Origin of the sequence: Paenibacillus sp. KACC 21273, assembly GCF_028736095.1 — a bacterium.
GTDB classification, from domain to species: domain Bacteria; phylum Bacillota; class Bacilli; order Paenibacillales; family Paenibacillaceae; genus Saccharibacillus; species Saccharibacillus kyungheensis.
In genome coordinates, this window is record NZ_CP117876.1 from 1,083,919 (window position 1) to 1,107,795 (window position 23,877).

The following is a 23,877-nucleotide window of genomic DNA, read 5'->3' on the forward strand; positions in this document are numbered from 1 at the left end:
CCTTTTTTGTCACAAAAATAATTCTTTAGTCCTAAAAATAAATGATTCATTCACGAAATAAATAAAATTAGAAATGAATTATGAAGATTCTATAAAAAAATATATAACAAAAAAGCTATGTTCTTTTATTAAGAGCATAGCTTTTTTAGATGTGAAATTATTGATTATGATTTGTAGTAGCAGGAGGTAGAGCAGAAGAAGAGTCTTCGATTTTGAACTGACCGATTTCTTGTAATAAATGGTTGGCACTTTCGGATAATTGTTTGGACGATGTTGAAATACTAGCGATTGCTTGAGTTTGCTCTACAGTTGAAGAAGCCGCTTGCTCTGTAGAAGCCGCGCTTTGCTCCGATACCGCCGCCAATCCAGTAATGACATCAGATACTTGATTAGCATTAGATTTGAGTGTTGTTATTCCTTCAGACACATGACCGATACGTGAAATAATATCATCTACCGATTGGCGAATATGTTCAAAAGAGTCTTTGGTTTCATTAACAGACTGTTGCTGTTGCACAGTCGTATCACGGAATGAAGATAATTCGAGAGAACTTTGCTTGCCTGCTTCATTTAATTGAATCAGTAGTGCATCAATATCAGAAGCAGAATGAGAAGCTTGCTCGGCTAGCTTACGAACTTCACTGGCGACAACAGCGAATCCTGCTCCATGTTCACCAGCACGTGCGGCTTCGATCGCAGCATTAAGCGACAATAGATTGGTCTGGCTACTGATTTCACGAATAACGTTTGTGATCTGAGCAATTTCATCTAATTTCTGAATCAAAATGGCATTGGAATCTTCTACACGACGAGTGGAGGCTTGCCCGGCTTGCGAAAGGGCTGTCTGTTGAATAATAGCTTCTGTACCCCGATTCATAGCTTCATTCACCTGAGTGATCATATGAGCAGCTTGATCTGCACTGCTAGATACTTTGTCTAAAGAGTCTGTCATTGTCATAACCATTTCAGCACCGGATTGGATCGATTCGGCTTGTTCTACAGCACCACGAGCAATCTCTTCAATAACCGTAGAAATCTGTCCTGCAATATCTCCTGAATTAGAAGCATTATGATACATCTCAGAAGAAGCGGTATTTACTCCATGCGCTGATTGTGACACCGTCTGAATCAAGTGACGAAGAGCAGCAGACATGGTATTAAAAGCAGTTGCCAGTTGAGCGACTTCATCTTTGCCTTTGACGGGAACATGAACAGTAAGATCACCTTCTGCTAATTGCTGCGCACTTTTTTTCAAAAAGACGATAGGTTTGACGATACGAACGGCTACCAAGAAAGCAAAAACAACAAATAGTAACGTTAGGATAATGATAGCAATCGTATATTGATTGCGTAATTGGGTATATTCTGCAAAAGCCAATTGCTTGGAAGTAGAGGAAGCGACAATCCAATTTGTACCTGGAATTTTACTGTAATAGAGTAGTTGTGGATCACCTTTATAAGTATATTCGGTACTGCCTGAATTTTGACTCAGTAGCGTATCTGCAATCGCACTATAATCGGCTTGATCTTTGAGAGGTTTATTAATAAAATCTGCATTGGGGTGAGACATGACATTACCATGTTGATCTAATAAAAAGGTAAAGCCACCTTTGATTTTGATATTGTTAATATAATCGGTAATAGTTGATAATAAAATATCTTCAGATAGTACACCTGCAAAATTGCCCTGACTATTTTTGAGCGGTACTGCAATTGAGACTGCATAACCATCTGTAGTCGCATCTAGATAAGGATCGCTAATAGATAACCCATTCACTTCTTTTGTTTTTTGATACCACGGACGTTGTCTAGCATCATAACCCGCATCAGGAACCCATTCAGTTCCATCCACAAATTTTCCATTTTCCAGTCCAACATAAATATCGGATATGCTTTTAGCATTAGAAGCATCTTGAAATACTTTTAGATGATTGACTGTAATTTGATCCAGTGGAACGGTGGCATTGATAACAGAGCCGAGGGTTTCGATTACTTTACTGTTGGTATTAATCCAACCATCGACTTGTGTGACTGCTTGAGACACTGTATTTTGAAGTGTTGTATTGACTGACTTTGTCGCTTGATTTTTGATAATATACAGTGCTGACCATCCAATAGGGACAGCAATAAGAATAGCAGTCGCCATTACTAACAGAATCAATTTGACTTTCAACGTCATAAGTACCCCTCTTTTCTATATGATTATCAAAATCTGTTTATGCGACTTTGATCCCTTAATTGTTGATTATATCGTCAATAGTTCTGTATTTCTGTATATTTTTCGACAAAAATTATATGTAAATAAGAATTTTTTTAATTTTAGATAAGTCTTAAGGACTAATTAACAATCATCACTTCTATAATGAATTCTCCCCAAATATAAACAAATAAAAAACCTCTGCATAACGTAGTGTCTAAGACACCGCAGAGGTTTTGAGTGGATATGCTATTTACAATTTGTATCTCTATAGAAGATCAAAAGTATTAAAGTTTGAGCATTTCTTCGAATTTAGCGGTGTCTAGCATACTGCCGACGTAAAATGAACCAAATTCTCCAAAACGAGCACTTGCTTCATCGAAGCGCATTTCGTATACTAATTTTTTAAATTGAAGTGCATCGTCTGCAAATAACGTTACGCCCCATTCCCAATCATCCAGTCCAACAGAGCCGGTAATGATTTGTTTGACTTTACCTGCATAACTGCGTCCAATCAATCCATGACTACGAATCATTTCACGACGCTCATCCATCGGAAGCATGTACCAGTTATCCCCTAGATTACGGGTTTTGTTCATCGGATAGAAACAGATATAACGAGAATCTGGTAAAGCTGGTTTTAGACGGGCAAGAATATGTGGATTTTCCATTGGATCGCCTTCCACATGACTAGCCATATAACTACTAAGTTCTACAATACTCACATATGAGTATGATTTTTTCGTAAAACTAGCGAATGTTGTTTTGTTAAATTCATTTTCGATCGCATTCAAATCTTCTAACGTTTCACGTAAGTGCATCATCATAAAATCAGCTTTTTGTCCAACAACTGTATAAAGAACCGTACTACCACTACCGTCATTGCTAACAGCTTGCCAATCATGAATAAGAGCGTTCAATTCGTCGATCGCGCCAGCACGTTCTTCATCATCTGCTGCTTTCCAGGCATGCCAATCAATTGTACGAAAATCGTGTAGTGCATACCAGCCTTCAAGCGTAGCTACTGCTTCATTCATAAAATCACTCCTATATATTAGTGGAAACTATTGTTATTCATAAGTATACTTACACATCTTGATCTATTGTAACCGAAGGAGTCTACACAGAGCAATTGACTTCACAGTCTGTTCATGGTTGCTTCATCATAATGGTGTAGAAGAATAGAACAATCTATAAAATATATTCATTTCTAGCGTAATGGCGCAAAAGGATGATTGTCGTGGAGATCGAAGGTGTTTATGTTCCAAATTCACCTTTCTTTTCAGCATTGAAATTTCAAGATTTGTGTTAGAATAGAATTCCGCATGCACAGGAGCAAAAAGAGAGGGGGCGGATCATGCGCATTAAGAATCTACTTCATTTTACTGAAAATCACCGATATTGCGTGTACCGCGAATTTGGTATAGGTGCGCTGGATGAACGGATGCTTAGTCTAGTTTATCAACCGTTAACAGGGGCTTTTGCGATTAGTGTATATCGATTATTGTGTGAGCATGTCGAAGCACAGCAAGTAGGTTATTCCCCAATTGAACAACAGCGTCGTTTATTTTTAACGTTAGGGCTTGAACCGGGAGAACATGGACGTAAATTTTTGGTCGAGCAGACTTCGTTATTAGAAGCTGTTGGCTTATTGCAGACCAATCGCGTATATTTCCCTGATCAAGATGATTATATATATGAATATGAATTACAACAGCCGCTATCACCAAGTGAGTTTTTCCGAACACAACATTTAACATTGTTGCTACGAGACAAAATGGGTAAGTTTGCGGTGTTATCTTTGCGTGAGCGTTTTTTAGCCAAAGAACCCGATGGTTGGGTAGACAATACCGTTCAAAAAGAAAATATTTCACAACCGTTTTATGATATTTTCGAATTGAATACCCATGTGATCGATTATGAATTAGAGCAAGCGTTGACAGAAGTAAGTGCGCAACAGCGTAGCAGTCAGCCGAAGCTAAGTGAAGATGATCTGATTAATTATGCAGATATTATTCGTTATTTCCCGCGTGGATCACGTAACCGTATATATGTAGAAAAGTTGCGATTTTTACCAGAGCAGATGAATGTACTGAGCTATATCGCTTATAAATATCGTCTGGATATTCAAGATATTTGCCGGATGCTAGATGAAGATGGCGTATTTGATGCTAAAGGCGAACTGGCGGAAGAAGAAATTCAACGTCGTGCCAATCTGCAATTCCGTCAAGGGAAAAAGCGTCAGGAAGAACGACAGATTCATGAAGCCAAAGTGATCTCGCTTCGAGAAGAGAAAAAAGAAGAATCTCAAGATTTACCTGTAGAATATGCAGTTGAAATGGAGTATTATCTGGAAGTACCGCGTCAATTTACAAGCAAATGCGATATTCATCAATATAATACAATTCTACGCAATGAACCCTATACGCGCGTTCTGGAAATGTTTTATCCGGGTAGCGTGCCTAACAGTGTGAATGATATATTCGAACATGTCGATATTAATTATAAATTGTCTGAAGAAGTGGTTAATGTATTGATACATTACTTGTTAGCGATCAAAATGTCTCAACCGGGTGAGCGCTTGAGTAGTAAATTTGTCGATTGGGTAGTGACCAATATGCTGAATCAACAAGTGGATACGTATGAAAAAGCAGTTCGTTATGTCAGAGAGCAGAACAAGCTCGATCTCAAAATTAGCGATCAAGCGAAGCTACAAGCCAAAGGTGGAGCAACTGGCGGTAACAAACGTACCAATACACGAACGTATAACCGATCAGCTAATGCCAAGCCGGAGATTCCGATTGTCAAAAGCGCACGTGAAGGTAGTAGTATCGTATCTGATGAAGAAATTGCAGAAGCGATGCGATTAGCCGAACAAATGCAATCCGGACAAGATCGTGTCCAAAAGACCAATAGTTGAGTTAACGCAAAAGGAAGGGGCAAACTGCCATGGAATCCCTCGGTGATCTGTTACGGCAGATGAAAAGTCCGCGCTTTCGGGAAGAGTCACAAAAGATTGCCGGGCGTCTACTCAGTGATCCGCTTGTGCTGGAATTAAGAGCACAGCATCCAGAGCTTACCGATCAGGAACTCATGACGAACCTTAGTAAGCTATATCAATATGTAGGCGATCGTGGTCATTGTGATAACTGCCCGGGATTGGATAACTGTCCCAATGATTTTCAAGGGCATTACACGAAACTCAGTGTAGAACCTTCTGAAAGTGGAGCCAAGTTATACGACCGCAAAACACCTTGTCATAAACAATTAACAAGACAACATGAGCAACAGGTCAAACAGCGTATTCATAGCTTTTATATTGATGAACGCGCATTGAATGAAGGGTATAATCCCAAAGAAATTGTAGCGAAAGATTCGAATCGTGTCCCCGCTGTTGTACAGATTTTTCAATATATTAGTGACACCAAGCAAAATGGACTATCTCCGCAAGGGTTATATTTAGAAGGCGGATTTGGAACAGGCAAAACATTTTTGGCGTCTTATCTACTGCATGAATTAGCCAAAGTTGGTCATACCGGCGTTATTGTCTATATGCCTGACTTCGTAGAAGACCTCAAATCTATGTTTCAAGATAACAATCGAATGAAAGAAACGATGGATATTATGAAGCATACCGATCTGTTAATCTTCGATGATATCGGTGCTGAAAATTTAAGTTCATGGGTACGAGATCATGTGCTAGGTTCGATTCTCAATTATCGGATGAATCGCAAACCGACATTTTATACTTCTAATTATTCGTTGGCTGATTTGCAAAAGCATTTGAGTTTTACGAATAAAGATGGCGAAGAATTTTATAAAGGTGAACGTTTGATGAATCGAATCAGTCCTTTTGTAAAAGTCATTCGGGTTGAAGGAGAAAATAAAAGAGGCGGTATGAGCAATAGCTAGTATGCTTATCTCGTTATTTATGATACAATACTTACTAATTGATAGATAAGTATGAATAAATCGTAACATCTGTTTCGGAAACTCCAATGTTGTGTTATAATAAAGGAGTCAGGAATGACAAGACTTGTTTAATGTTTAAATAATATTAATTCAAAATAAAAGTTACTCAAGGAGGATATTTCACATGGCTATCGTTAATGTATCTGATCAATCTTTCACAAACGAAGTTGAAGGACAAGGAACAGTATTGGTGGATTTCTGGGCACCGTGGTGTGGACCTTGTAAAATGCTTGCTCCAATCTTGGACGAGTTATCTACAGAAGTAGGCGACAGTGTTAAAATCGCTAAAGTAAACGTAGATGAAAACCCTGAAACAGCTTCACGTTTTGGTGTTATGAGTATTCCTACAATGATCTTCTTCAAAGACGGTCAACCTGTAGATAAAGTAGTAGGTTTGAACTCTAAAGATGCTCTTAAATCTATTCTTGCAAAACATCAATAATTTGTAATACGTAAATCCTGCCGATTTACTCATCATGAGTCTTTATCATAAGTATTATGAATTACCAATAGACATAAGTGAGTGTATACGACTAGCTTATGTAAAACCTCCGGTCATGCACCGGGGGTTTTTTAATTGTATAATTAGGGTACAAAGTATTTGGCGTTAAAAGTACTATATCGTTAGAAAGGAGAGATTTATGGACTCTCATATGGATCTTATTCAAGAACAAGAACAAGCGATGAACAATATTCGCAACAAACTCGCCTTGTTACCGGATTTATCTGGTTGTTATTTAATGAAAAATCGTGAAGGTACGATTATTTATGTAGGTAAAGCGAAAGTGCTCAAAAACCGGGTTCGCTCTTATTTTACAGGGAGTCACGATGGTAAAACGCAACGTCTGGTTGCAGATATTCGTGATTTTGAATATATTGTGACTGCAAGTAATATGGAAGCTCTTATTCTGGAATGTAATCTGATCAAAACGCATCAGCCTAAATATAATGTATTGCTCAAAGATGATAAAACTTTTCCATATATCAAAATCACCAATGAGCCACATCCACGTCTGGAAGTGACGCGACGTATTCTTAAAGATAAAGCCAAGTACTTTGGCCCTTATCCGAATGCTTTTGCTGCTCAACAAACCAAAAAATTGTTGGATCGTATGTATCCATTGCGTAAATGTAAAGTCATGCCTAAAGAAGTCTGCTTGTATTATCATATGGGGCAATGTCTTGCACCTTGTGAATTTGAAGTGCCTCAACAATCATATGATGAAATTAAGCAAGAAATCAGCAAGTTTTTGAGTGGCGGTCATGAAGAGATCAAAAAAGACTTACAACGCAAAATGGAAGAAGCCGCAGAAGATCTGTATTTTGAACGTGCCAAAGAATTACGGGATCAAATTATCAATATCGATGCCTTGATGGAAAAACAAAAAATCACGATGGCAGATGCGAAAGATCGTGATGTATTTGGATTTGCAGTGGATAAAGGCTGGATGTGTGTACAGATTCTATATATGCGTCAGGGGAAAATGATTGAACGTCATGCTTCGGTGTTTCCTTTTTACGGAGAGCCTTATAACGACTTTATGTCTTATGTGACGCAGTATTATAGTGAAAATCCAGCGATGCCTCAGGAAATTATGTTGCCTGTCGAAGAAATGATTGCAGATGAACCGACCGACGTTAACGATCAAGCTATCGAACATGCCGAAGAAGCAGGGTTGGATAGTAGCGATCGTGAACAAGTCGATGCAGAAGTGGTGAGCGATCGTGTAGCAGAAGAAGGAACAGCTTATGCAGTGCAGACAACAGAGCAGTCTATCCAGCAAGCAGAAGCCGCTAATGCGTCTGTAGTAGAAGGTGCTAACGAGCCAAGTGGACAAGCGGAGAATAACGAACAAGCTGATCCTTCAAGCAGTGCAGCCGCGCTACAGCAATGGTTAGGCGTAAAAGTTCTTATTCCTCGTCGTGGATTGAAAAAGCAAATGACAACGATGGCGCAGGATAATGCTAGAGTATCATTGGATGAGAAATTCCGTCTGATTGAACGTGATGAAGAACGTACTTCCAAAGCAGCAGGTAATCTAGGACAAGCGATTGGACTAGAAAGTCTTGAACGAATTGAAGCTTTTGATAACTCTAATATTCAAGGAACCAATCCTGTATCAGCGATGGTTGTATTTATTGATGGTAAGCCAGCTCGTAAAGAGTATCGTAAATACAAAGTCCGTACGGTCGAAGGTTCAGATGATTATGGTACTATGCGCGAAGTGATTCGTCGTCGATATGAACGTGTAGTTAAAGAAAATCTACCGATGCCTGATCTGATTGTAGTCGATGGTGGTAAAGGACAGATTTCTGCGGCAACCGATGTATTGGAAAATGAATTAGGTTTATTTATCCCTGTCTGTGGACTAGTCAAAGATTCCAAGCACCGTACTTCTCAATTGATGGTCGGTGATCCAGCAGAACCGGTAAACTTAGCGCGTGATAGTCAGGAATTTTATCTGTTGCAACGGATTCAGGATGAAGTCCATCGCTTTGCAATTACGTTCCACCGGGAACAACGTGGTAAATCGATGATTACATCGCAATTGGATAGCATTCCAGGGATCGGAGATAAACGTCGTAAGTTACTACTCAAACATTTTGGTTCACTCAAAAAAATTAGAGAAGCCAGTGTAGATGATTTCCGTCAGTTAGGTATTGGGGATAAATTAGCGAAGCAGATCCTAGAAGCTCTCAAAGAAGAATAAATGCACAAATACAATCAATATGACGTAAAGCGCATCAATCCTTTTTATTAGCCAACGATTCGATCAATCTAATACCTTATGTTGATAGTCTGTAAATTATAATCTAAAAGAGACACAAAAAAAGAGTAGCCGTAATGGCTACTCTTTTGGTTTATTCTCATGTTCAGACGGTGGAACTGGACTTGTATATTGTTGAAATTGTTGCGGATGATCTGGATACTGTTGTTGTCCTTGTGCTGGATCATAATAAGCTTGCGGGATCGGTGCAGGAGGTACATAAGGTGGATATGCATTTTCGACCCCTTTGTTTTTGGTAAAAGTATAGATCACTACAGCTACAATCGCTGGCAAAGCAATATAGAATACACCAAGTAAAATATTCACTATTCCACCCATACTGATGAGACTGAGTGACATTAAAATACTATCGAAAATAACATGTGCGAATACAGCCGCGATAAAGCCGTAACGTAAAAAGATAAAGCTGAATAACAAACCGATAAATAACAATTCAATTGGACGAGAATATACAGGATAGATCGGATATAACGTATGTCCAAGCGCCCAGATCATTGTAGTAATAAAACAAGCTACAAAAGTATTACGTACTATTTTTTTCAGCATCGCAATACCGAATAGACGATAGACCGCTTCTTCGCCAATCCCTGCCATCCATGCTAATAATGGGAATAGTGCTGGATAGATCATATTATAAGGCGAGCTGGTATCATCTGTAGCAGAGTACACACCAAGTGCATTTTCCAAAATTAAATAAATAATCGATTGTACTCCTAGCAAAATGAGAGCATACAAGTAACCTACAGCAACACTATGCAATACATATTTGCCATAACCGATTTCTTTTGAACGTGGCCAGATATTGATTCCGCGTTCTCTCCATAATCCATCTCCACCGACAAAGGAGAAGTACAGTAAAATCGCCATCAATACATTTAAAATCAATTGAAGACCAATAATGACATAAGAAACAATTTTGTTCGATTCACCAAGTGTAATATCGACCAGAATAGGCCACATATTGAGCACACTGAATACTGAAATAGCGCAATAGATAATACTGAGCACAATACCTCGTTTGAATGAAGTATGTCTACGTTTTAGTGAACCGAATACGATAGCGAGTACACCAAGTACAAGCGTAAACAGTCCATAACCGAGTGCGGTTAACCAACCAGCTAATGTTGTCTGTTCTTTGACATAAGCTGTGTACGTATCCGGTGGAGTCAGTACCGGCTGGAAGGAACGAATCTGTCCATACTCATACGTAAACTTGAGTTGTAACTGACTATCGCCTAATTTTCCGTCTTTGGTAGTGTATAGCAAGTCTTGTTGATTCCCTTTGGTCTGTAGATTTAATTGTCCTACATCAAATCCCATGGCTTTTAAAATAGGTTGTGCTTGTTCTTGCTTTTCAGCCAGTGTAACTGATTCGTCTTTTTCAGTTGTAGCTGTAGGATCAAGACTAAATGGCTGTGATGCTCCTGTCTTGTTATCATACATAGAAAAAGCAACCACTTTACCGGTATTCATATGTACATCAATATCGAGTGCATCCCCGGTACCTACATCTGGATAATGAACACGAAACACATCATAAGGAGCTACTTTTTCTAACTTTTGCATATACGTCTGTGTTAATTTCTCTTTGGCTACATAACCGCTTAATTCAGCATTCGTATGATACGTTACTGAAGGAGCAGACAGATCCGGTAATACCAAAGTATCATTGGCAAAAGCTTTGGCACTGTCGATTGCTTTTTCCTGACTAATCACATTTACTTGTTGAACTTCTAATGTGTCTGAAGCTGTAGAAGGAAATACTTGTAAAAGTAAAAATAATACCAATCCGACAGCAGCAAGCACACCAAGAATTTTGTAATTCGGTTTGAGCTGGACGGGTTGTCCGGTGGGGTTCATGAACATCCTCCTTCAATTTTAAAAATACCTATTTAGTAGAGGGATAGATATTTTGTGATACAAAAATCTTTTTTACTTAAGCTGTGGCATATGCATACTACTGAATGTTAGTGTAACGCAATCTTTTTTTGATTGCAAAACGCTATAGCAGTCTCTGCTCAGAGGAACTATAATCAGAAGCAGTTAGACCATTTGAATACGTATTATTTCAAGAATAGAGAGGTTGAATCGATTTTGAAAAATGGTTTTGAAATAAAAGTGTGGACTCCACCTCGTATTCTTGCTATCGGTTATGCAGTCTGTATTTTAATAGGAACGTTATTATTGATGTTACCTGTTGCTCATCGAAGTGGAGAAGGGTTAAGCTTTTTGAATGCTTTTTTTACAGCCACTTCCGCTACTTGTGTAACAGGGCTAGTGGTTGTAGATACAGGAACGTTTTTCTCAACTTTTGGTCAGGTCGTGATTATGTGTCTGATTCAGATCGGTGGACTTGGCTTTATGACAGTGGCTACATTATTTGCACTCGTTTTTCGAAGACGTATTTCTTTACGAGAACGTCTGGTTTTGCAAGAAGCGATGAATCAAGGCGATATGGAAGGGATCGTTCGCTTAATCAAAAAAGTGATTTATTATTCATTTGCGATTGAATTGATTGCTGCTTGCTTATTTACGCTACGTTTAATGGCAGATTTCCCGTTAGGACAAGCGATGTATTATGGTGTGTTTCATGCGGTATCTTTATTCAATAATGCCGGATTTGATTTGTTCGGTCATTATAGTAGCTTTACCCGCTATGTATCTGATCCAGCAATTAATCTGATATCGATGGCTTTGATCATATTAGGCGGGTTAGGGTTTGTTGTATTGTCTGATTTGATAGAATATCGCAAAAAACGTAAACTGTCTCTTCATTCCAAAGCCGTATTATGGATGACTTCGATTTTGCTTGTTGGAGGTTTTTTACTCGTTTTTGCATTTGAATTTACGAATATGAGAACGATTGGTAGCTTGAGCTGGGACGGTAAGTTCTGGGGATCGTTATTTCAATCGGTTACCACCAGAACAGCAGGAGCTAACACATTGGATTTAACACAGTTAAGACAAGCGACTTTATTGTTAACGATTATTCTTATGTTTATTGGAGGTTCACCGGGTTCGACAGCAGGTGGAGTAAAAACTACAACCATTTTGCTCATTATTGGAGCTGTTATTAGTATGGTAAAAGGAAAAGAAGATGTGGTTCTATTTTATTTTCGGATTAACAAAGATCGGATTTATAAAGCGTTAACGATTACGGTCTTTTCTTTATCGTTAGTTATTGTAGCGACAATGATTCTGACAATGACAGAAGCGACTGGATTTATAAATGTGTTATTTGAAGCCACTTCTGCATTCGGAACAGTTGGATTGTCACTTGGACTCACACCTAATCTAAGTACACCCGGTAAATTAGTAATTTGTTTGTTGATGTTTGCCGGACGAGTAGGCATGATTACACTGGTCTATGCACTTGCTCCAAAACAAGGCAAAGAACTGTATCGTTATCCTGAAGGTAAAATCATGATCGGTTAAAATCAGTAGGTTTATTCATCTAATCGTATCGAATCATTCATCGTTTCAAATTGTTCTTTGGTATCAATAATCCATTGTCTGGCTGCTGAACCTAGATCAGAACTTTCACTATACAGAAGACATGTTGTACGGCGGGTCTGTTCCAGTTCAGGAATATGAAGAGAAACCAGTTCATTGCCTGACAATAACTGTTCGCCTACATAAGATTTGGGTAATAACGCAGCAGCCATACAGATCGGTAACAGACGAACAATCGCTTCAAATGAATCGATCTCCATTCGCAAATCGGGCATGACGGTATAACGATGAAATACATCATCAATTAATTTACGATACCATGTGCCTTTTGAGAAAATAATCATAGCCAAACCTTGCAAGTCTTGCATCGTAATATCTTTTTTATCTGCTAGTAGATGATTGCCTGGTACTACCAATTCAAGATGATCGTCAAATAAAGGCACACAAATCAGACCGGATTCATGGATAGCTGAAGCGACTATACCTACATCTACTTTTTTATCACGTACCGCATTGACGATTTCGTGCGTTTTGCCGGTGATCAATTTGAGCTCTGCATAAGGGTGTTTACGTGTAAAGCTACTCACCAATGGAGGCAATGTCGTCTGTAAGGTCGTCAGACTGGCTCCAAAGGTCACTGTCGTCTGATCCTCAGACTTATAGCGATTAAGGCTTTGCAGGAACTTGAGGTTCTGCTGGCGTTGTTCTAAAGCGAATGTATACGTAAGTCGTCCAATCGACGTTAATTCCAGTCGTTTACCATTACGATTAAAAAGGGAGACACCTAGATTTTCTTCTAATTTAGAGATTTTACGAGACAGCGCAGGCTGAGATAAATTTAATAATTTAGAAGCTTGATTGAGACTGGATTGTTCTACAACGACCGCAAATATATCAATATCTTCAAGCATCTGGAATTTATCCTTTCCTCTTATGCGTTTTAGTTATAACAATTAATAATTATATTGCAATTCCATTATAAGTCAAAGTAGAGTAACATAAAAAGTGACACAACTTGTTCACAGGATTTGAGCATTGTGAACAGATTGTAAAGCTACGGAAGATGGGGACTTCCTACGCGGAGATTGACGAAGGTCCGAACATCTCTCGTTAATCCACGTCCGGGACAGCATTAACTAATGACTGTCACTATGAAAACGCTCTTATTATGAAAGGGGAACGTCATTCATGAAAGGGTTTTACGCCAGAAGGTTACACTCATTATTAGGGGTCATTCCGCTCGGAGCTTTTTTTATTGAGCATATGATTACCAACTTTTCTGCATACGAAGGCGGAAAAGAATCCTTCGATAAAAGTGTGGCATTTTTGAATAACCTGCCACTTGTGCTGGTTTTGGAAAGTTTATTCATCTTTTTACCACTGATTTATCATGGAGTCTACGGTCTGTATATCGCTTATCAAGCGAAGCCAAACAATGCTAATTACGGTTATGAACGTAACTGGCGCTATACACTTCAACGGATTACCGGTGTAATCACGTTCGTGTATATTGTATGGCATGTATTTGAGACTCGTTTCCAGGTTGCTCTTGGTAATGTAACTCATGAGCAATTAGGCGGAGTTATGTACAATATCGTGACCAATCCAGTAACCTTCGTACTTTACACTATTGGTGTATTGGCAGCTTCGTTCCACTTTGCAAATGGTCTATGGTCTTTCCTAGTAAGCTGGGGAATTACAGTAGGTCCAAGAGCACAACGTGTATCTTCATACGTATGTATGACACTTTTTGTGATTGTATCTATTATGTTTATTTTGTCTCTTGTCGCTTTCCGCAATATGGAATTCGAAGACCCAACGGTTGCATTGCAAGCGATTCGTCATTTCGTAGCATAAACATGAAGTCATATTAGTGCACAGCACAATAGATATACCGTAATACCTTATATTTGCTTCACTCAGCTCATAGTCGAACAGATGTAACGTGATGAACGGTGGCAGGTGAACCGTTCTGCTGTTCGTTGAAGATAGAAGAGCTATAAGGATCAGTAGGCTAAGGGGAGGGTAAATCGTTATGGCAACATCCAATATTATTGTCGTGGGCGGCGGGCTAGCGGGCTTGATGTCTACAGTCAAAGCAGCAGAAGCAGGCGTTCATGTACATTTATTTTCATTGGTACCGGTCAAACGTTCACATTCCGTATGTGCGCAAGGCGGGATCAATGGAGCTGTAAATACAAAAGGTGAAGGAGATTCACCATGGGTGCATTTTGATGATACTGTGTATGGCGGTGACTTTTTAGCGAATCAGCCACCAGTTAAAGCAATGTGCGAAGCAGCACCTGGTATTATTCACTTGATGGACCGTATGGGCGTTATGTTTAACCGTACACCAGAAGGATTGCTTGATTTCCGTCGTTTTGGTGGAACAAAGTTTCACCGTACCGCTTATGCAGGAGCAACAACAGGTCAACAATTGTTGTATGCACTGGATGAGCAAGTACGTCGCTGGGAAACAGCGGGCCTTGTAACTAAGCATGAAAACTGGGAATTTCTTTCTGCTGTATTGGATGATGAAGGTGCATGTCGTGGAATTTGTGCACAGGATCTTCGCAATATGGAAGTGGTTACGTTCGCCGCAGATGCTGTAATTTTGGCAACAGGTGGCCCTGGTATTATTTTCGGTAAAACAACCAACTCGGTGATCAATACAGGAACAGCAGCAAGTGCTGTATATCAACAAGGTGTACATTATGCGAACGGAGAATTTATTCAAATTCACCCGACAGCGATTCCAGGCGACGACAAGTTGCGTCTGATGTCTGAATCTGCACGTGGTGAAGGTGGACGTATCTGGACGTATAAAGATGGTAAACCTTGGTATTTCCTTGAAGAAAAATATCCATCTTATGGTAATCTCGTTCCCCGCGATATTGCAACACGCGAAATTTTCCAAGTGTGTGTAGATGAAAAATTAGGGATCAATGGTGAAAACATGGTCTACTTGGATCTATCACATAAAGATCCAAAAGAACTGGATGTTAAATTAGGTGGTATTATCGAAATCTATGAAAAATTCATGGGTGATGATCCACGTAAGATTCCGATGAAAATTTTCCCTGCGGTTCATTATTCAATGGGCGGTATGTGGGTAGATTATAATCAGATGACTAATATTCCTGGTCTGTTCGCTGCTGGTGAATGTGAGTACCAATATCATGGAGCAAATCGTCTGGGTGCTAACTCATTAGTATCAGCGATCTATGGTGGTATGGTTGCAGGTCCAAAAGCAGTTGAATATATTAAAGGATTGAAAAAATCTGCTGCGGATATGCCGACAACGATGTACGATCAAATTCGCAAACAGCAGGAAGATAAATACACGAATCTAATGAATATGCAAGGCAATGAAAATGCGTATGTTTTGCATAAAGAATTAGGTGAGTGGATGACTGACAACATGACGGTAGTTCGTTATAACGATAAGTTGCAAGCAACGATCAATAAGATCAAAGAGCTAAAACAACGTTATACGAAAATCAATATGAATGATTCGTCCAGTTGGAATAATCCTAGCGTAGCCTTTACGCGTCAATTGTGGAATATGCTTGAATTGTCTGAAGCGATGACACTTGGAGCATTAATGCGTGATGAGAGTCGTGGAGCTCACTATAAGCCTGAATTCCCAACACGTAATGATGAAGATTTCCTCAAAACGACCAAAGCAACTTGGACACCAGATGGTCCACAGATTTCATATGAAGATGTGGATGTATCTCTGATTCCACCGCGTATACGTGATTATTCCAAAGATTAAGACACATGACACCTATCTCAGTGAAGTGATTAATTTAAGGGGGCATTAGAAATGGCGGAAACCTCAACACAGAGTAACCCAGCTAATGTAACGGCCAAAAAAAACGTCAAGTTTATTATTACCCGTCAGGATAAGCCGGATAGCCCATCATATACAGAAGAATTTGAATTACCTTATCGTCCAGGGATGAATGTGATCAGTGCGCTGATGGAGATTCAACGTAACCCTGTCGACAACACAGGTAAAGCAACAGCACCTGTCTGCTGGGAATCCAACTGTTTGGAAGAAGTATGTGGAGCTTGCTCCATGGTAATCAATGGCAAGCCACGTCAAGCGTGTTCCGCACTGGTTGATAAATTAGAACAACCGGTTCATATTGCGCCAATGAAAACTTTTCCAGTAGTACGCGATCTTGTTATTGATCGTAGCCGTATGTTCGGTGCACTGAAAAAAGTAAAAGCATGGATTCCGATTGATGGTACGTATGATCTGGGCGCAGGTCCGCGTATGCCAGAGAAAAAACGTCAATGGGCTTATGAATTGTCGAAATGTATGACTTGTGGTGTATGTCTAGAAGCTTGCCCGAATGTGAATGACAAAACAGATTTTATCGGCCCTGCGGCGTTGTCTCAGGTTCGTCTGTTCAATGCTCATCCAACCGGTGAGATGAATAAAGAAGATCGTCTAGATGCATTGATGGAGCCGGGTGGTATCGAGGGATGCGGTAACTCGCAGAACTGTGTACGCTCTTGTCCAAAAGGTATTCCATTGACAACTTCGATTGCAGAAATGAACAAAGAAACATCCAAGCATATGTTCAAACGGTGGTTGGGTGTATAATGGTATAGTCGTATATACGATCATACCGGGTTGATAGTAAGCCATTGATCAGGCGGGTTCCGTGTAAAAGCGGAAACCCGCCTTTTATCTTGAACCGGTGGTAGATAGGAGTGATGTGCATGATCAGTGAAAGACCGATAAGTTATGATCAATTAGTAGAAGAATTCAAAGCATTAGGCATTACAGAAGGGATGAATATTCTAGTACATTCTTCGCTCAAAAGTCTAGGAGGATGGATTCCAGGAAGTGCTGAAACCGTTATCCTGGCTTTGGAAGCAGTATTAGGGGAGTCAGGCACATTGATTATGCCTACTCAAACATCGCAATTAACTGACCCGAAAGGATGGATGTATCCACCTGCTGAACAACGTTGGTGGAATCTGATACGTGAAAGTATGCCTCCATATGATCCTGATTTTACAGTGACGACAGGTATGGGTGTTATCGCTGAAACGTTCCGTAAACAAAAAGGAGTCTACCGTAGCGCCCATCCTCAAGTATCGTTTGCCGCATGGGGTAAGCATGCAGAAGAATGGATGAGCGATCATGATCTGGATTTTGGATTAGGCAGTCATTCTCCTTTACAAGATTTATATCATGCGAATGGATATGTCATGATGCTTGGAACGACATATCATACCAATACATCGATTCATCTGGCAGAATATATTGCTGAATGGAACGGCAAAAAAGAGATTACTATGAAAGCTCCTATGATGACGGATGACGGGAAACAGTGGGTAAAGTTCAAAGATTTGAATTTTGATTCCGATGATTTTGATGAAATTGGAGCCGATTTTGAACAGGATTGTCCCCATTTATTTACACAGGGATATATAGCCAAAGCCAAAACACTTTTGATTCAGCAACGTGGACTGGTGGATTATGCGGCAGGTTGGTTGGAAACCCATCGTTAAGGATAAATAATTAGAAGTAGTATTTTATAGGAATAAGTAGACATCGTTTATATAGAGAGGGGAATAGTTATGATTTGGAGAGAGCATGAAGATGCTTTTATTATGATTCGTCAGCATGACCACGCAAAATTGTCAGGGGAATTTGCCCGTCATTTGAATCCTCAGTATATTGAACAAAAAGAGCGCTGGGATGAGGTGCTAATCGGCTGTGAGCAACATGATCGTGGCTGGATTCCTTTAGATGAGATTCCACTATGGGACGATGCGAAGCAAATTCCATTTTCATTTATGCATTTTCCAGAACCGGCGAAATTAGTCTTTTACAGATATGGAATTAAAGAATTGGAAAATATGACGCCTTATGGTGGAATGTTAGCCAGTCTGCATTATGCGGCGTTAGTGAGTCATTATGGGGAAGAAGATCCGTTTTGTATCGCTTTTGTCAAAGAAGAAAAAGAACGACAAGAACGTATCAAAGAGCAAGTCAAACCTAATGAACAAGCGCTCGCATTTCATCGTTCTGTATTGGAATTATGTGATGATCTATCACTATATGTATGCTTAAATGATCCTGGCGTGAGCAAAGAAAATGAACAGGATTGGTGGAAAGAAGGATTTGAAGTAGGGAAAAAATTCGCTTTTACAAACGATCAAGCAATTATGCCCAAATGGGTAGACGAGCATCGTGTGAGTCTGTCTCCATTCCCGTTTGAAGCTCCATTTACACTGGAATTGGTCTATCGCAAAGTGAATAAAAAAGATATTCAACAATCCGGTCTGGCTCAAGCATTTGCCGACACTGAAAAACAAACATGGAACATCGAATTTGTCCCATCAGAATCGTAATAGATGGGGAGGGGTATCTCTTAATGGTTGTGATCATTCTTATACGCCCATTAAGAGATACGTATTTACATAAGCGTTTTGAGTAAAAACGCGATCAGGTTCAATAAAAGTAAGATTTTTGCAAAGCAAAATATCTATTCACTAAGCATTTTGAGTAAAAATGTGACCGAGTTCAACGAAAAAATGGAATAATAACGAAAGTGTAAAATGAGTAGGTCACTATCGTAAATTTGACGATAGCTGTTGGATTCGGCACAATAAGCATAATATGTTCAACCGCCTGCGGGCAGCCGAATCCAAAGGAGGAATTTTAGCCTGAATCCCTATGACTCTTTACACACACTTTATAATCCGATAAGAATTCCTTTCTATTTTAAACATAGATATGATATTACCCGTAGACAATTTTTGAAGCGAAGTACAGTCGTAGTCGCTTCTCTAGGATTGGGAACAGCAGGATATACGTGGCTAGGAGAGCCGAATTGGTTAGACAAAGTCTATATCGATTTACCGCTTCCTCAGTTACCACCCAGTCTAAACGGGATGAAATTAATTCAATTTAGCGATGTCCATCTAGGTATGGGCAAAGAAGCATCCGATCTGGAAAAGTTAGCCGATATTATTATGGCAGAAAAACCAGATATGATTTGTTTTACAGGAGATATGGTAGACGATGATCCAACACCTTTACGTGCAGGAGTAGGCGCACTTCAGAAAATGTCTGCTCCGTTAGGCAAATTTGCTGTATTGGGGAATCATGATTATTTGCAAGATGTTCTGTCTGTGTCTACTATGATAGAACAAGGCGGATTCAAAATGTTAACAAACGAAAATGTACAGATCAAGCAACCGGATGGAACACTTGCGATTATTGGTCTGGATGATCAGTTACTCGGCAAGCCTAACGTAAATAAAGCGACAGCAGATATTGGTAAAGACGCTTGTCGTATTTTATTGATGCATGAACCTGATTATGCGGATAAGATTCCGATTAATTTTGGTTTTCATTTGCAATTGTCAGGTCACAGTCATGGCGGGCAGATTCGATTGCCCTGGTTCGGCGCAGTGATTACCCCTCGTGGCTCGCGTAAATATATTATGGGCTGGTATCAAGCAGGACCACAGCGTCAGCTTCCACTCTATGTTAATCGTGGTATCGGAACGTCTCAAGTGCCGATCCGCTTTCTCTGTCGACCAGAGTTGACGATATTTACACTGAGACGAGCAGAGGGTTAATAGCAGTAAGAAGAAGTTGTATTTGTGAAGCCAAATGCTGGATGAAAGATATTTTGCGGGGCAAAAATCATGTTTGATGAGGTTAGAAGAAATCGCATTTATAAAGCCAAATGCGGAAGGAAAGATATTTTGCGAAGCAAAAATCATGGTTGATGGAATTAGAAGAAGTCGCATTTATGAAGCCAAATGCGGAAGGAAAGATATTTTGCGGGGCAAAAATCATGTTTGATGAGGTTAGAAGAAGTCGCATTTATAAAGCCAAATGCTGGGGGGAAAAGAAATGGAACGTATTGCTTTGGTGTCTGATATTCATGGAAATTATCCGGCTTGGCAGGCGGTATTAGCAGATATAGATCAAAAAGGAATTACACGTATTTTTTGTCTGGGCGATCTGGTTGGTAAAGGGCCGGATGCGGTCAAAATTACCGATGAAGTCGCTTTGCGTTGTGAAGTCATTATTCGTGGAAATTGGGAAGAACTTGTTGCCCGCATGAATGAAAATGATGAATTGTTTGGCTGGCAAGCCCGGCAATTGGGAGCAGAGCGGGTCAAATTTCTGGATGAATTACCATTTCGCCATGAATTTTTATTAAGTGGACGATTGGTCTCGTTAGTCCATGCATCGCCTGAAAATGTTTTTCATCGTGTACAGCCTTGGGATGATCTAGAGCGCCGCATGGGAATGTTTGCACCGATTGTTAATCCAGATACACAAGAATCGCTTATTCCAGATATCGTTGGCTACGGAGATATCCATAATGCATATATGCAACATCTGGAAGGTCGATTATTATTTAATACAGGAAGTGTAGGGAATCCATTAGATATGCCAGCCGCATCGTATGCGATTTTGGAGGGGGATTATTTGTCTGAAGTGATTTCTCCTTATTCATTACAATTGGTTCGTGTTCCTTACGATATTGAGCAGGCGGTACAGGATGCCCGAGATGCAGATATTCCTGCACTGGATTACTATATTAAAGAATTGCGCACCGGTGTGTATCGTGCCATGCAGCAAGACTAACCCGAGGAGGAATGGCGATGTTGAGTAAACAGGATTTGAAAAAGGGCTTTCCTGATCTGTATACAGACCGACTCAAATTACGCCGTCTAACTGCGCAGGATGTGGAGATCTGGTGGGAGTGTGCCAGTGATCCGCAGGTGATGAAATATTTGTACGGAGCCAAAGAAAGCAAAGAGTATCAGTCTTTACAGCCAGACCGTCTAGGTCGAAGAGTGGAAGAAGCTTTTCGTAGCCTGAGTTCAATGCATTTTGCGATTACTTCCAAAGAAGAGGGCACATTATATGGCGTTTGTTCTTTTCAACGGTGGGACGAACGTGCAGCACGTGCAGAGATAGGGTTTGCGCTGTGCCGTAGCCATTGGGGAAGAGGATATGCAGCCGAAGCGTCCAGTAGGATGGTTGAATTTGGCTTTGAAGAGATGGGCTTATCTCATATAGTAGGTCGTTGTCATGCAGACAATGCTCTGTCTCAACGGGTACTTGAGAAAAATGGCATGCGTCCGCAACAACCTTCTTCCAATGCAGGGATTCAGAGCTACTGGGAAGAGATGGGGATCATGATTTATTCTATCGCGCATACCGAATACTTGTTGCGCAAAGAACGTGCAGCTTCACATAGTCATAGTCAAGGCAGAAGTGGAGGCGCTTCTTCTTCATGAATGGACAACAGTGGTTCACCCGTCCGCTTGGTATATGGAGCAGTTCACTGATCGCTACGATTTTGTGGGGAAGTGCACTGCCTTTTATCAAGTTAAGCTATGCTCATCTGGGGATAGAGAGTCATGATATTTTTGCGCAATGGTTATTTGCAGGGTATCGCTTTACATTAGCGGGATTGTTATTAATGGTATTAGCGAAAATATTAAATCCCAAAGGGCAACCTATTCCTCATATTCCTGCTAAACGATTAATTCATTTATCGCTGTTCCAGACATTGCTACAATACATTTTTGTATATGCGGCACTGGGGATGGGATCAGGGATGACGATGTCGATTATTGCAGGATCTGTGTCCCTTTTTCAAATGTTATCGATTCGTTGGATCGACAATACGGAACGATTATCGTTGCGGAAATGGTTAGGATTACTGCTTGGGTTTACAGGAATTGCAGTGATGGGGTTTGGTCAAAGTGGAGGCAATGTCCATTTTGGCTTTGGACTGGGTGAACTGCTGATGTTGTTGTCTGCACTTACTGGAGGATGGGGTAATGTGTTGGCAAGGCGTGAAGCAGGAATTGAGCCGATCCTAAGTCTAACTGGTCGTCAGATGTTCTGGGGCGGTCTAGGCTTGATTGTTATCGGTTCTTTAACCGGGCATCCGTTTCCTTTCCAATGGGATCTAGCGGCTGTATGGATGCTTCTGTATCTGGTTGTACTGTCTGCTGGAGCATTCGCACTATGGAACACAGTGATGAAATACAATAAAGTAGGCAAAGTATCGATGTATCTATTTTTGACACCATTATTTGGCGTTGTATTGTCTGCTCTGTGGTTAGATGAAAAGTTATCGATCTGGGCAGCACTTGCGTTACTTCTGGTCGCAAGTGGGATTATACTGGTCAATCGGGAACGGATTGTACATAAAGGGTAAAATTTTGTTATACAACTGCAACAGTGTTGCAACTCAATCCCAATAGAAAACAGGTATGATGTTCTCAAGACCCCCTTTTTGAATATATGATGGACCTGCGTGAGTGCAGGTCTCTTTTTTTGCGCCTATATACCTTTATACGTTAGCAAATACAAAAACTCTAACCTTTGTGCCTGTAAACCACTTCAATAACGAAGAGCTAGACAGTCAAAGGTTAGAGCCATATGGTATATCTATTCGTATATTCACCGAGAGCATTCAATCGCAATACAGTACATCTTCTCTAAATGGCAGTACAAGCACCTATCACTACAAATGATTTACAGGGCAACAGCTTGACGTTGTTTTTGCTTATAGTAGACCCATTCTGTAAAGCCGATATCACGTAACTTTTGAGCGACTTTATCGAAATCATCGCCAACTCGTTGTGGAATATGAGAATCGGAACCAAATGAAATGTCTACACCGAAATGATGAGCACGTTCAAGAATTTCATCTACAGGATGCCATAGTCCACAGACTTTAATCTTACCCGAAGTATTCACTTCAATCGCTACGCCACACTCCGCAATAACTTGTAATGTACGGTCTATCGCTTGTGGAGCCTCAATTTGAGTGAAATCAGGATAATTACTTTTGATAGCATCAATATGTCCGAGAATCTGGAACATCCCGCTACGAGCAGATTCAGCGATCATGCGGAAGTATTCTTCTTTGGTAGCAATCTGGTCTGCTGTATTCATGCCTTTCCAGCGTGAACGATCAAAAATACTATAACCGCTACTGTAATGAACAGAACCGATAATATAATCAAAAGGATATTGAGATAACGTTTCATGATACAACTTGGCATGATCCGGGAAATAATCTGATTCGATACCAAGCAAAACATCGATTTTGCCTTCGTATTCTTTTTTGAGCTCTAATACTTCGTGTACATAATGTTGAAGCTCGCTTTTACCCATGGCTATCTTGGGAAAAGCTTGATCGAGGTCACTGCTGAAAAAGGGAGTATGATCTGAAATGCCGATCACTTGAATATCAGCAGCAATCGCAGCTTCTATATAATCGCGGATATCACCATCCGCATGTCCACAACGATAATGATGGGTATGAAGATCGAATTTCATAACAATCGCTCCTTAAGCGCCTGGTTAGTTCAGCGCAACTTCTTATAGTTAAATCAAACATAATAGATGCACAGCCAAATTACGTGACAATAAGTGCTTGGCAA

Annotated in this window: 20 protein-coding genes; 15 read left to right on the forward strand and 5 right to left on the reverse strand. The window is 40.1% G+C overall.

Features of this window, described 5'->3' with window-relative positions:
• Positions 1–157: 157 nt before the first annotated feature.
• Positions 158–2,179, reverse strand: a complete 2,022-nt coding sequence (locus PQ460_RS05075) for a methyl-accepting chemotaxis protein (RefSeq protein WP_274171942.1) — start codon at positions 2,177–2,179, stop codon at positions 158–160.
• Between the two features lie 305 nt (positions 2,180–2,484).
• Complete coding sequence (gene hemQ / locus PQ460_RS05080; RefSeq protein ID WP_273613488.1) at positions 2,485–3,234, reverse strand: hydrogen peroxide-dependent heme synthase; 750 nt, start codon at positions 3,232–3,234, stop codon at positions 2,485–2,487.
• Positions 3,235–3,554: 320 nt separating this feature from the next.
• Between hemQ and PQ460_RS05085 the strand changes: the two genes are divergently transcribed.
• The 4 genes from PQ460_RS05085 (at position 3,555) to uvrC (ending at position 8,880) form a co-directional block, all read left to right on the forward strand.
• Entirely contained in the window at positions 3,555–5,117 is a 1,563-nt protein-coding gene (locus PQ460_RS05085; RefSeq protein WP_274171943.1) for a replication initiation and membrane attachment family protein, read from the forward strand.
• A gap of 29 nt (positions 5,118–5,146) precedes the next feature.
• Entirely contained in the window at positions 5,147–6,109 is a 963-nt protein-coding gene (dnaI, locus tag PQ460_RS05090) for a primosomal protein DnaI (protein ID WP_273613486.1), read from the forward strand.
• A 184-nt stretch (positions 6,110–6,293) separates the two neighbouring features.
• The gene (gene trxA / locus PQ460_RS05095) at positions 6,294–6,611 is read left to right on the forward strand and encodes a thioredoxin (RefSeq protein ID WP_069326237.1); all 318 of its coding nucleotides are present in this window, start codon (positions 6,294–6,296) and stop codon (positions 6,609–6,611) included.
• A gap of 199 nt (positions 6,612–6,810) precedes the next feature.
• Positions 6,811–8,880, forward strand: coding sequence for an excinuclease ABC subunit UvrC (gene uvrC / locus PQ460_RS05100; protein WP_274171944.1), 2,070 nt, complete (start codon positions 6,811–6,813; stop codon positions 8,878–8,880).
• A 138-nt stretch (positions 8,881–9,018) separates the two neighbouring features.
• Here the strand turns inward: uvrC and PQ460_RS05105 are convergent, their stop codons facing one another.
• A complete protein-coding gene (locus PQ460_RS05105; RefSeq protein ID WP_274171945.1) occupies positions 9,019–10,818 on the reverse strand; it encodes a CPBP family glutamic-type intramembrane protease in 1,800 nt (599 codons plus the stop codon).
• A 234-nt stretch (positions 10,819–11,052) separates the two neighbouring features.
• On the opposite strand from PQ460_RS05105, the gene PQ460_RS05110 reads away from it, so the two are divergent.
• Positions 11,053–12,393 (forward strand): TrkH family potassium uptake protein, encoded by a 1,341-nt coding sequence (locus tag PQ460_RS05110; protein WP_443147207.1) that lies wholly within the window; start codon positions 11,053–11,055, stop codon positions 12,391–12,393.
• 11 nt (positions 12,394–12,404) lie between these two features.
• Here PQ460_RS05110 and PQ460_RS05115 read toward each other — a convergent pair whose 3' ends face one another.
• Positions 12,405–13,322: a LysR family transcriptional regulator gene (locus tag PQ460_RS05115; protein WP_273613483.1), complete on the reverse strand. Its 918-nt coding sequence runs from the start codon at positions 13,320–13,322 to the stop codon at positions 12,405–12,407.
• Between the two features lie 277 nt (positions 13,323–13,599).
• Between PQ460_RS05115 and PQ460_RS05120 the strand changes: the two genes are divergently transcribed.
• The 10 genes from PQ460_RS05120 (at position 13,600) to PQ460_RS05165 (ending at position 22,643) form a co-directional block, all read left to right on the forward strand.
• The gene (locus PQ460_RS05120; protein WP_204826800.1) at positions 13,600–14,268 is read left to right on the forward strand and encodes a succinate dehydrogenase cytochrome b558 subunit; all 669 of its coding nucleotides are present in this window, start codon (positions 13,600–13,602) and stop codon (positions 14,266–14,268) included.
• 178 nt (positions 14,269–14,446) lie between these two features.
• Positions 14,447–16,189: a succinate dehydrogenase flavoprotein subunit gene (gene sdhA / locus PQ460_RS05125; RefSeq protein WP_204826799.1), complete on the forward strand. Its 1,743-nt coding sequence runs from the start codon at positions 14,447–14,449 to the stop codon at positions 16,187–16,189.
• Between the two features lie 51 nt (positions 16,190–16,240).
• A complete protein-coding gene (gene sdhB, locus PQ460_RS05130; protein WP_273613482.1) occupies positions 16,241–17,029 on the forward strand; it encodes a succinate dehydrogenase iron-sulfur subunit in 789 nt (262 codons plus the stop codon).
• Positions 17,030–17,148: 119 nt separating this feature from the next.
• Positions 17,149–17,946, forward strand: a complete 798-nt coding sequence (locus PQ460_RS05135) for an AAC(3) family N-acetyltransferase (RefSeq protein ID WP_274171946.1) — start codon at positions 17,149–17,151, stop codon at positions 17,944–17,946.
• 69 nt (positions 17,947–18,015) lie between these two features.
• The gene (locus PQ460_RS05140; RefSeq protein WP_273613480.1) at positions 18,016–18,792 is read left to right on the forward strand and encodes a DUF3891 family protein; all 777 of its coding nucleotides are present in this window, start codon (positions 18,016–18,018) and stop codon (positions 18,790–18,792) included.
• Positions 18,793–19,200: 408 nt separating this feature from the next.
• The gene (locus PQ460_RS05145; RefSeq protein ID WP_274171947.1) at positions 19,201–20,028 is read left to right on the forward strand and encodes a metallophosphoesterase; all 828 of its coding nucleotides are present in this window, start codon (positions 19,201–19,203) and stop codon (positions 20,026–20,028) included.
• A 34-nt stretch (positions 20,029–20,062) separates the two neighbouring features.
• The gene (locus PQ460_RS05150; protein ID WP_274171948.1) at positions 20,063–20,257 is read left to right on the forward strand and encodes a hypothetical protein; all 195 of its coding nucleotides are present in this window, start codon (positions 20,063–20,065) and stop codon (positions 20,255–20,257) included.
• A 51-nt stretch (positions 20,258–20,308) separates the two neighbouring features.
• Positions 20,309–21,052 (forward strand): metallophosphoesterase family protein, encoded by a 744-nt coding sequence (locus PQ460_RS05155; protein ID WP_274171949.1) that lies wholly within the window; start codon positions 20,309–20,311, stop codon positions 21,050–21,052.
• Positions 21,053–21,069: 17 nt separating this feature from the next.
• Entirely contained in the window at positions 21,070–21,711 is a 642-nt protein-coding gene (locus PQ460_RS05160) for a GNAT family N-acetyltransferase (protein ID WP_273613477.1), read from the forward strand.
• Positions 21,708–22,643, forward strand: a complete 936-nt coding sequence (locus PQ460_RS05165; protein ID WP_273613476.1) for a DMT family transporter — start codon at positions 21,708–21,710, stop codon at positions 22,641–22,643. The genes PQ460_RS05160 and PQ460_RS05165 overlap by 4 nt, the downstream gene beginning before the upstream one ends.
• A gap of 320 nt (positions 22,644–22,963) precedes the next feature.
• Here the strand turns inward: PQ460_RS05165 and PQ460_RS05170 are convergent, their stop codons facing one another.
• Positions 22,964–23,773, reverse strand: a complete 810-nt coding sequence (locus tag PQ460_RS05170; RefSeq protein ID WP_273613475.1) for a histidinol-phosphatase — start codon at positions 23,771–23,773, stop codon at positions 22,964–22,966.
• Between the last annotated feature and the right edge of the window lie 104 nt (positions 23,774–23,877).

Coding starts and splice junctions, on each gene's coding strand:
- PQ460_RS05075 (WP_274171942.1), bottom strand. CDS start 2,179: ATGACGTTGAAAGTCAAATTGATTCTGTTAGTAATGGCGACTGCTATT.
- hemQ (WP_273613488.1), bottom strand. CDS start 3,234: ATGAATGAAGCAGTAGCTACGCTTGAAGGCTGGTATGCACTACACGAT.
- PQ460_RS05085 (WP_274171943.1), top strand. CDS start 3,555: ATGCGCATTAAGAATCTACTTCATTTTACTGAAAATCACCGATATTGC.
- dnaI (WP_273613486.1), top strand. CDS start 5,147: ATGGAATCCCTCGGTGATCTGTTACGGCAGATGAAAAGTCCGCGCTTT.
- trxA (WP_069326237.1), top strand. CDS start 6,294: ATGGCTATCGTTAATGTATCTGATCAATCTTTCACAAACGAAGTTGAA.
- uvrC (WP_274171944.1), top strand. CDS start 6,811: ATGGACTCTCATATGGATCTTATTCAAGAACAAGAACAAGCGATGAAC.
- PQ460_RS05105 (WP_274171945.1), bottom strand. CDS start 10,818: ATGAACCCCACCGGACAACCCGTCCAGCTCAAACCGAATTACAAAATT.
- PQ460_RS05115 (WP_273613483.1), bottom strand. CDS start 13,322: ATGCTTGAAGATATTGATATATTTGCGGTCGTTGTAGAACAATCCAGT.
- PQ460_RS05120 (WP_204826800.1), top strand. CDS start 13,600: ATGAAAGGGTTTTACGCCAGAAGGTTACACTCATTATTAGGGGTCATT.
- sdhA (WP_204826799.1), top strand. CDS start 14,447: ATGGCAACATCCAATATTATTGTCGTGGGCGGCGGGCTAGCGGGCTTG.
- sdhB (WP_273613482.1), top strand. CDS start 16,241: ATGGCGGAAACCTCAACACAGAGTAACCCAGCTAATGTAACGGCCAAA.
- PQ460_RS05135 (WP_274171946.1), top strand. CDS start 17,149: ATGATCAGTGAAAGACCGATAAGTTATGATCAATTAGTAGAAGAATTC.
- PQ460_RS05140 (WP_273613480.1), top strand. CDS start 18,016: ATGATTTGGAGAGAGCATGAAGATGCTTTTATTATGATTCGTCAGCAT.
- PQ460_RS05150 (WP_274171948.1), top strand. CDS start 20,063: ATGCTGGATGAAAGATATTTTGCGGGGCAAAAATCATGTTTGATGAGG.
- PQ460_RS05155 (WP_274171949.1), top strand. CDS start 20,309: ATGGAACGTATTGCTTTGGTGTCTGATATTCATGGAAATTATCCGGCT.
- PQ460_RS05160 (WP_273613477.1), top strand. CDS start 21,070: ATGTTGAGTAAACAGGATTTGAAAAAGGGCTTTCCTGATCTGTATACA.
- PQ460_RS05165 (WP_273613476.1), top strand. CDS start 21,708: ATGAATGGACAACAGTGGTTCACCCGTCCGCTTGGTATATGGAGCAGT.
- PQ460_RS05170 (WP_273613475.1), bottom strand. CDS start 23,773: ATGAAATTCGATCTTCATACCCATCATTATCGTTGTGGACATGCGGAT.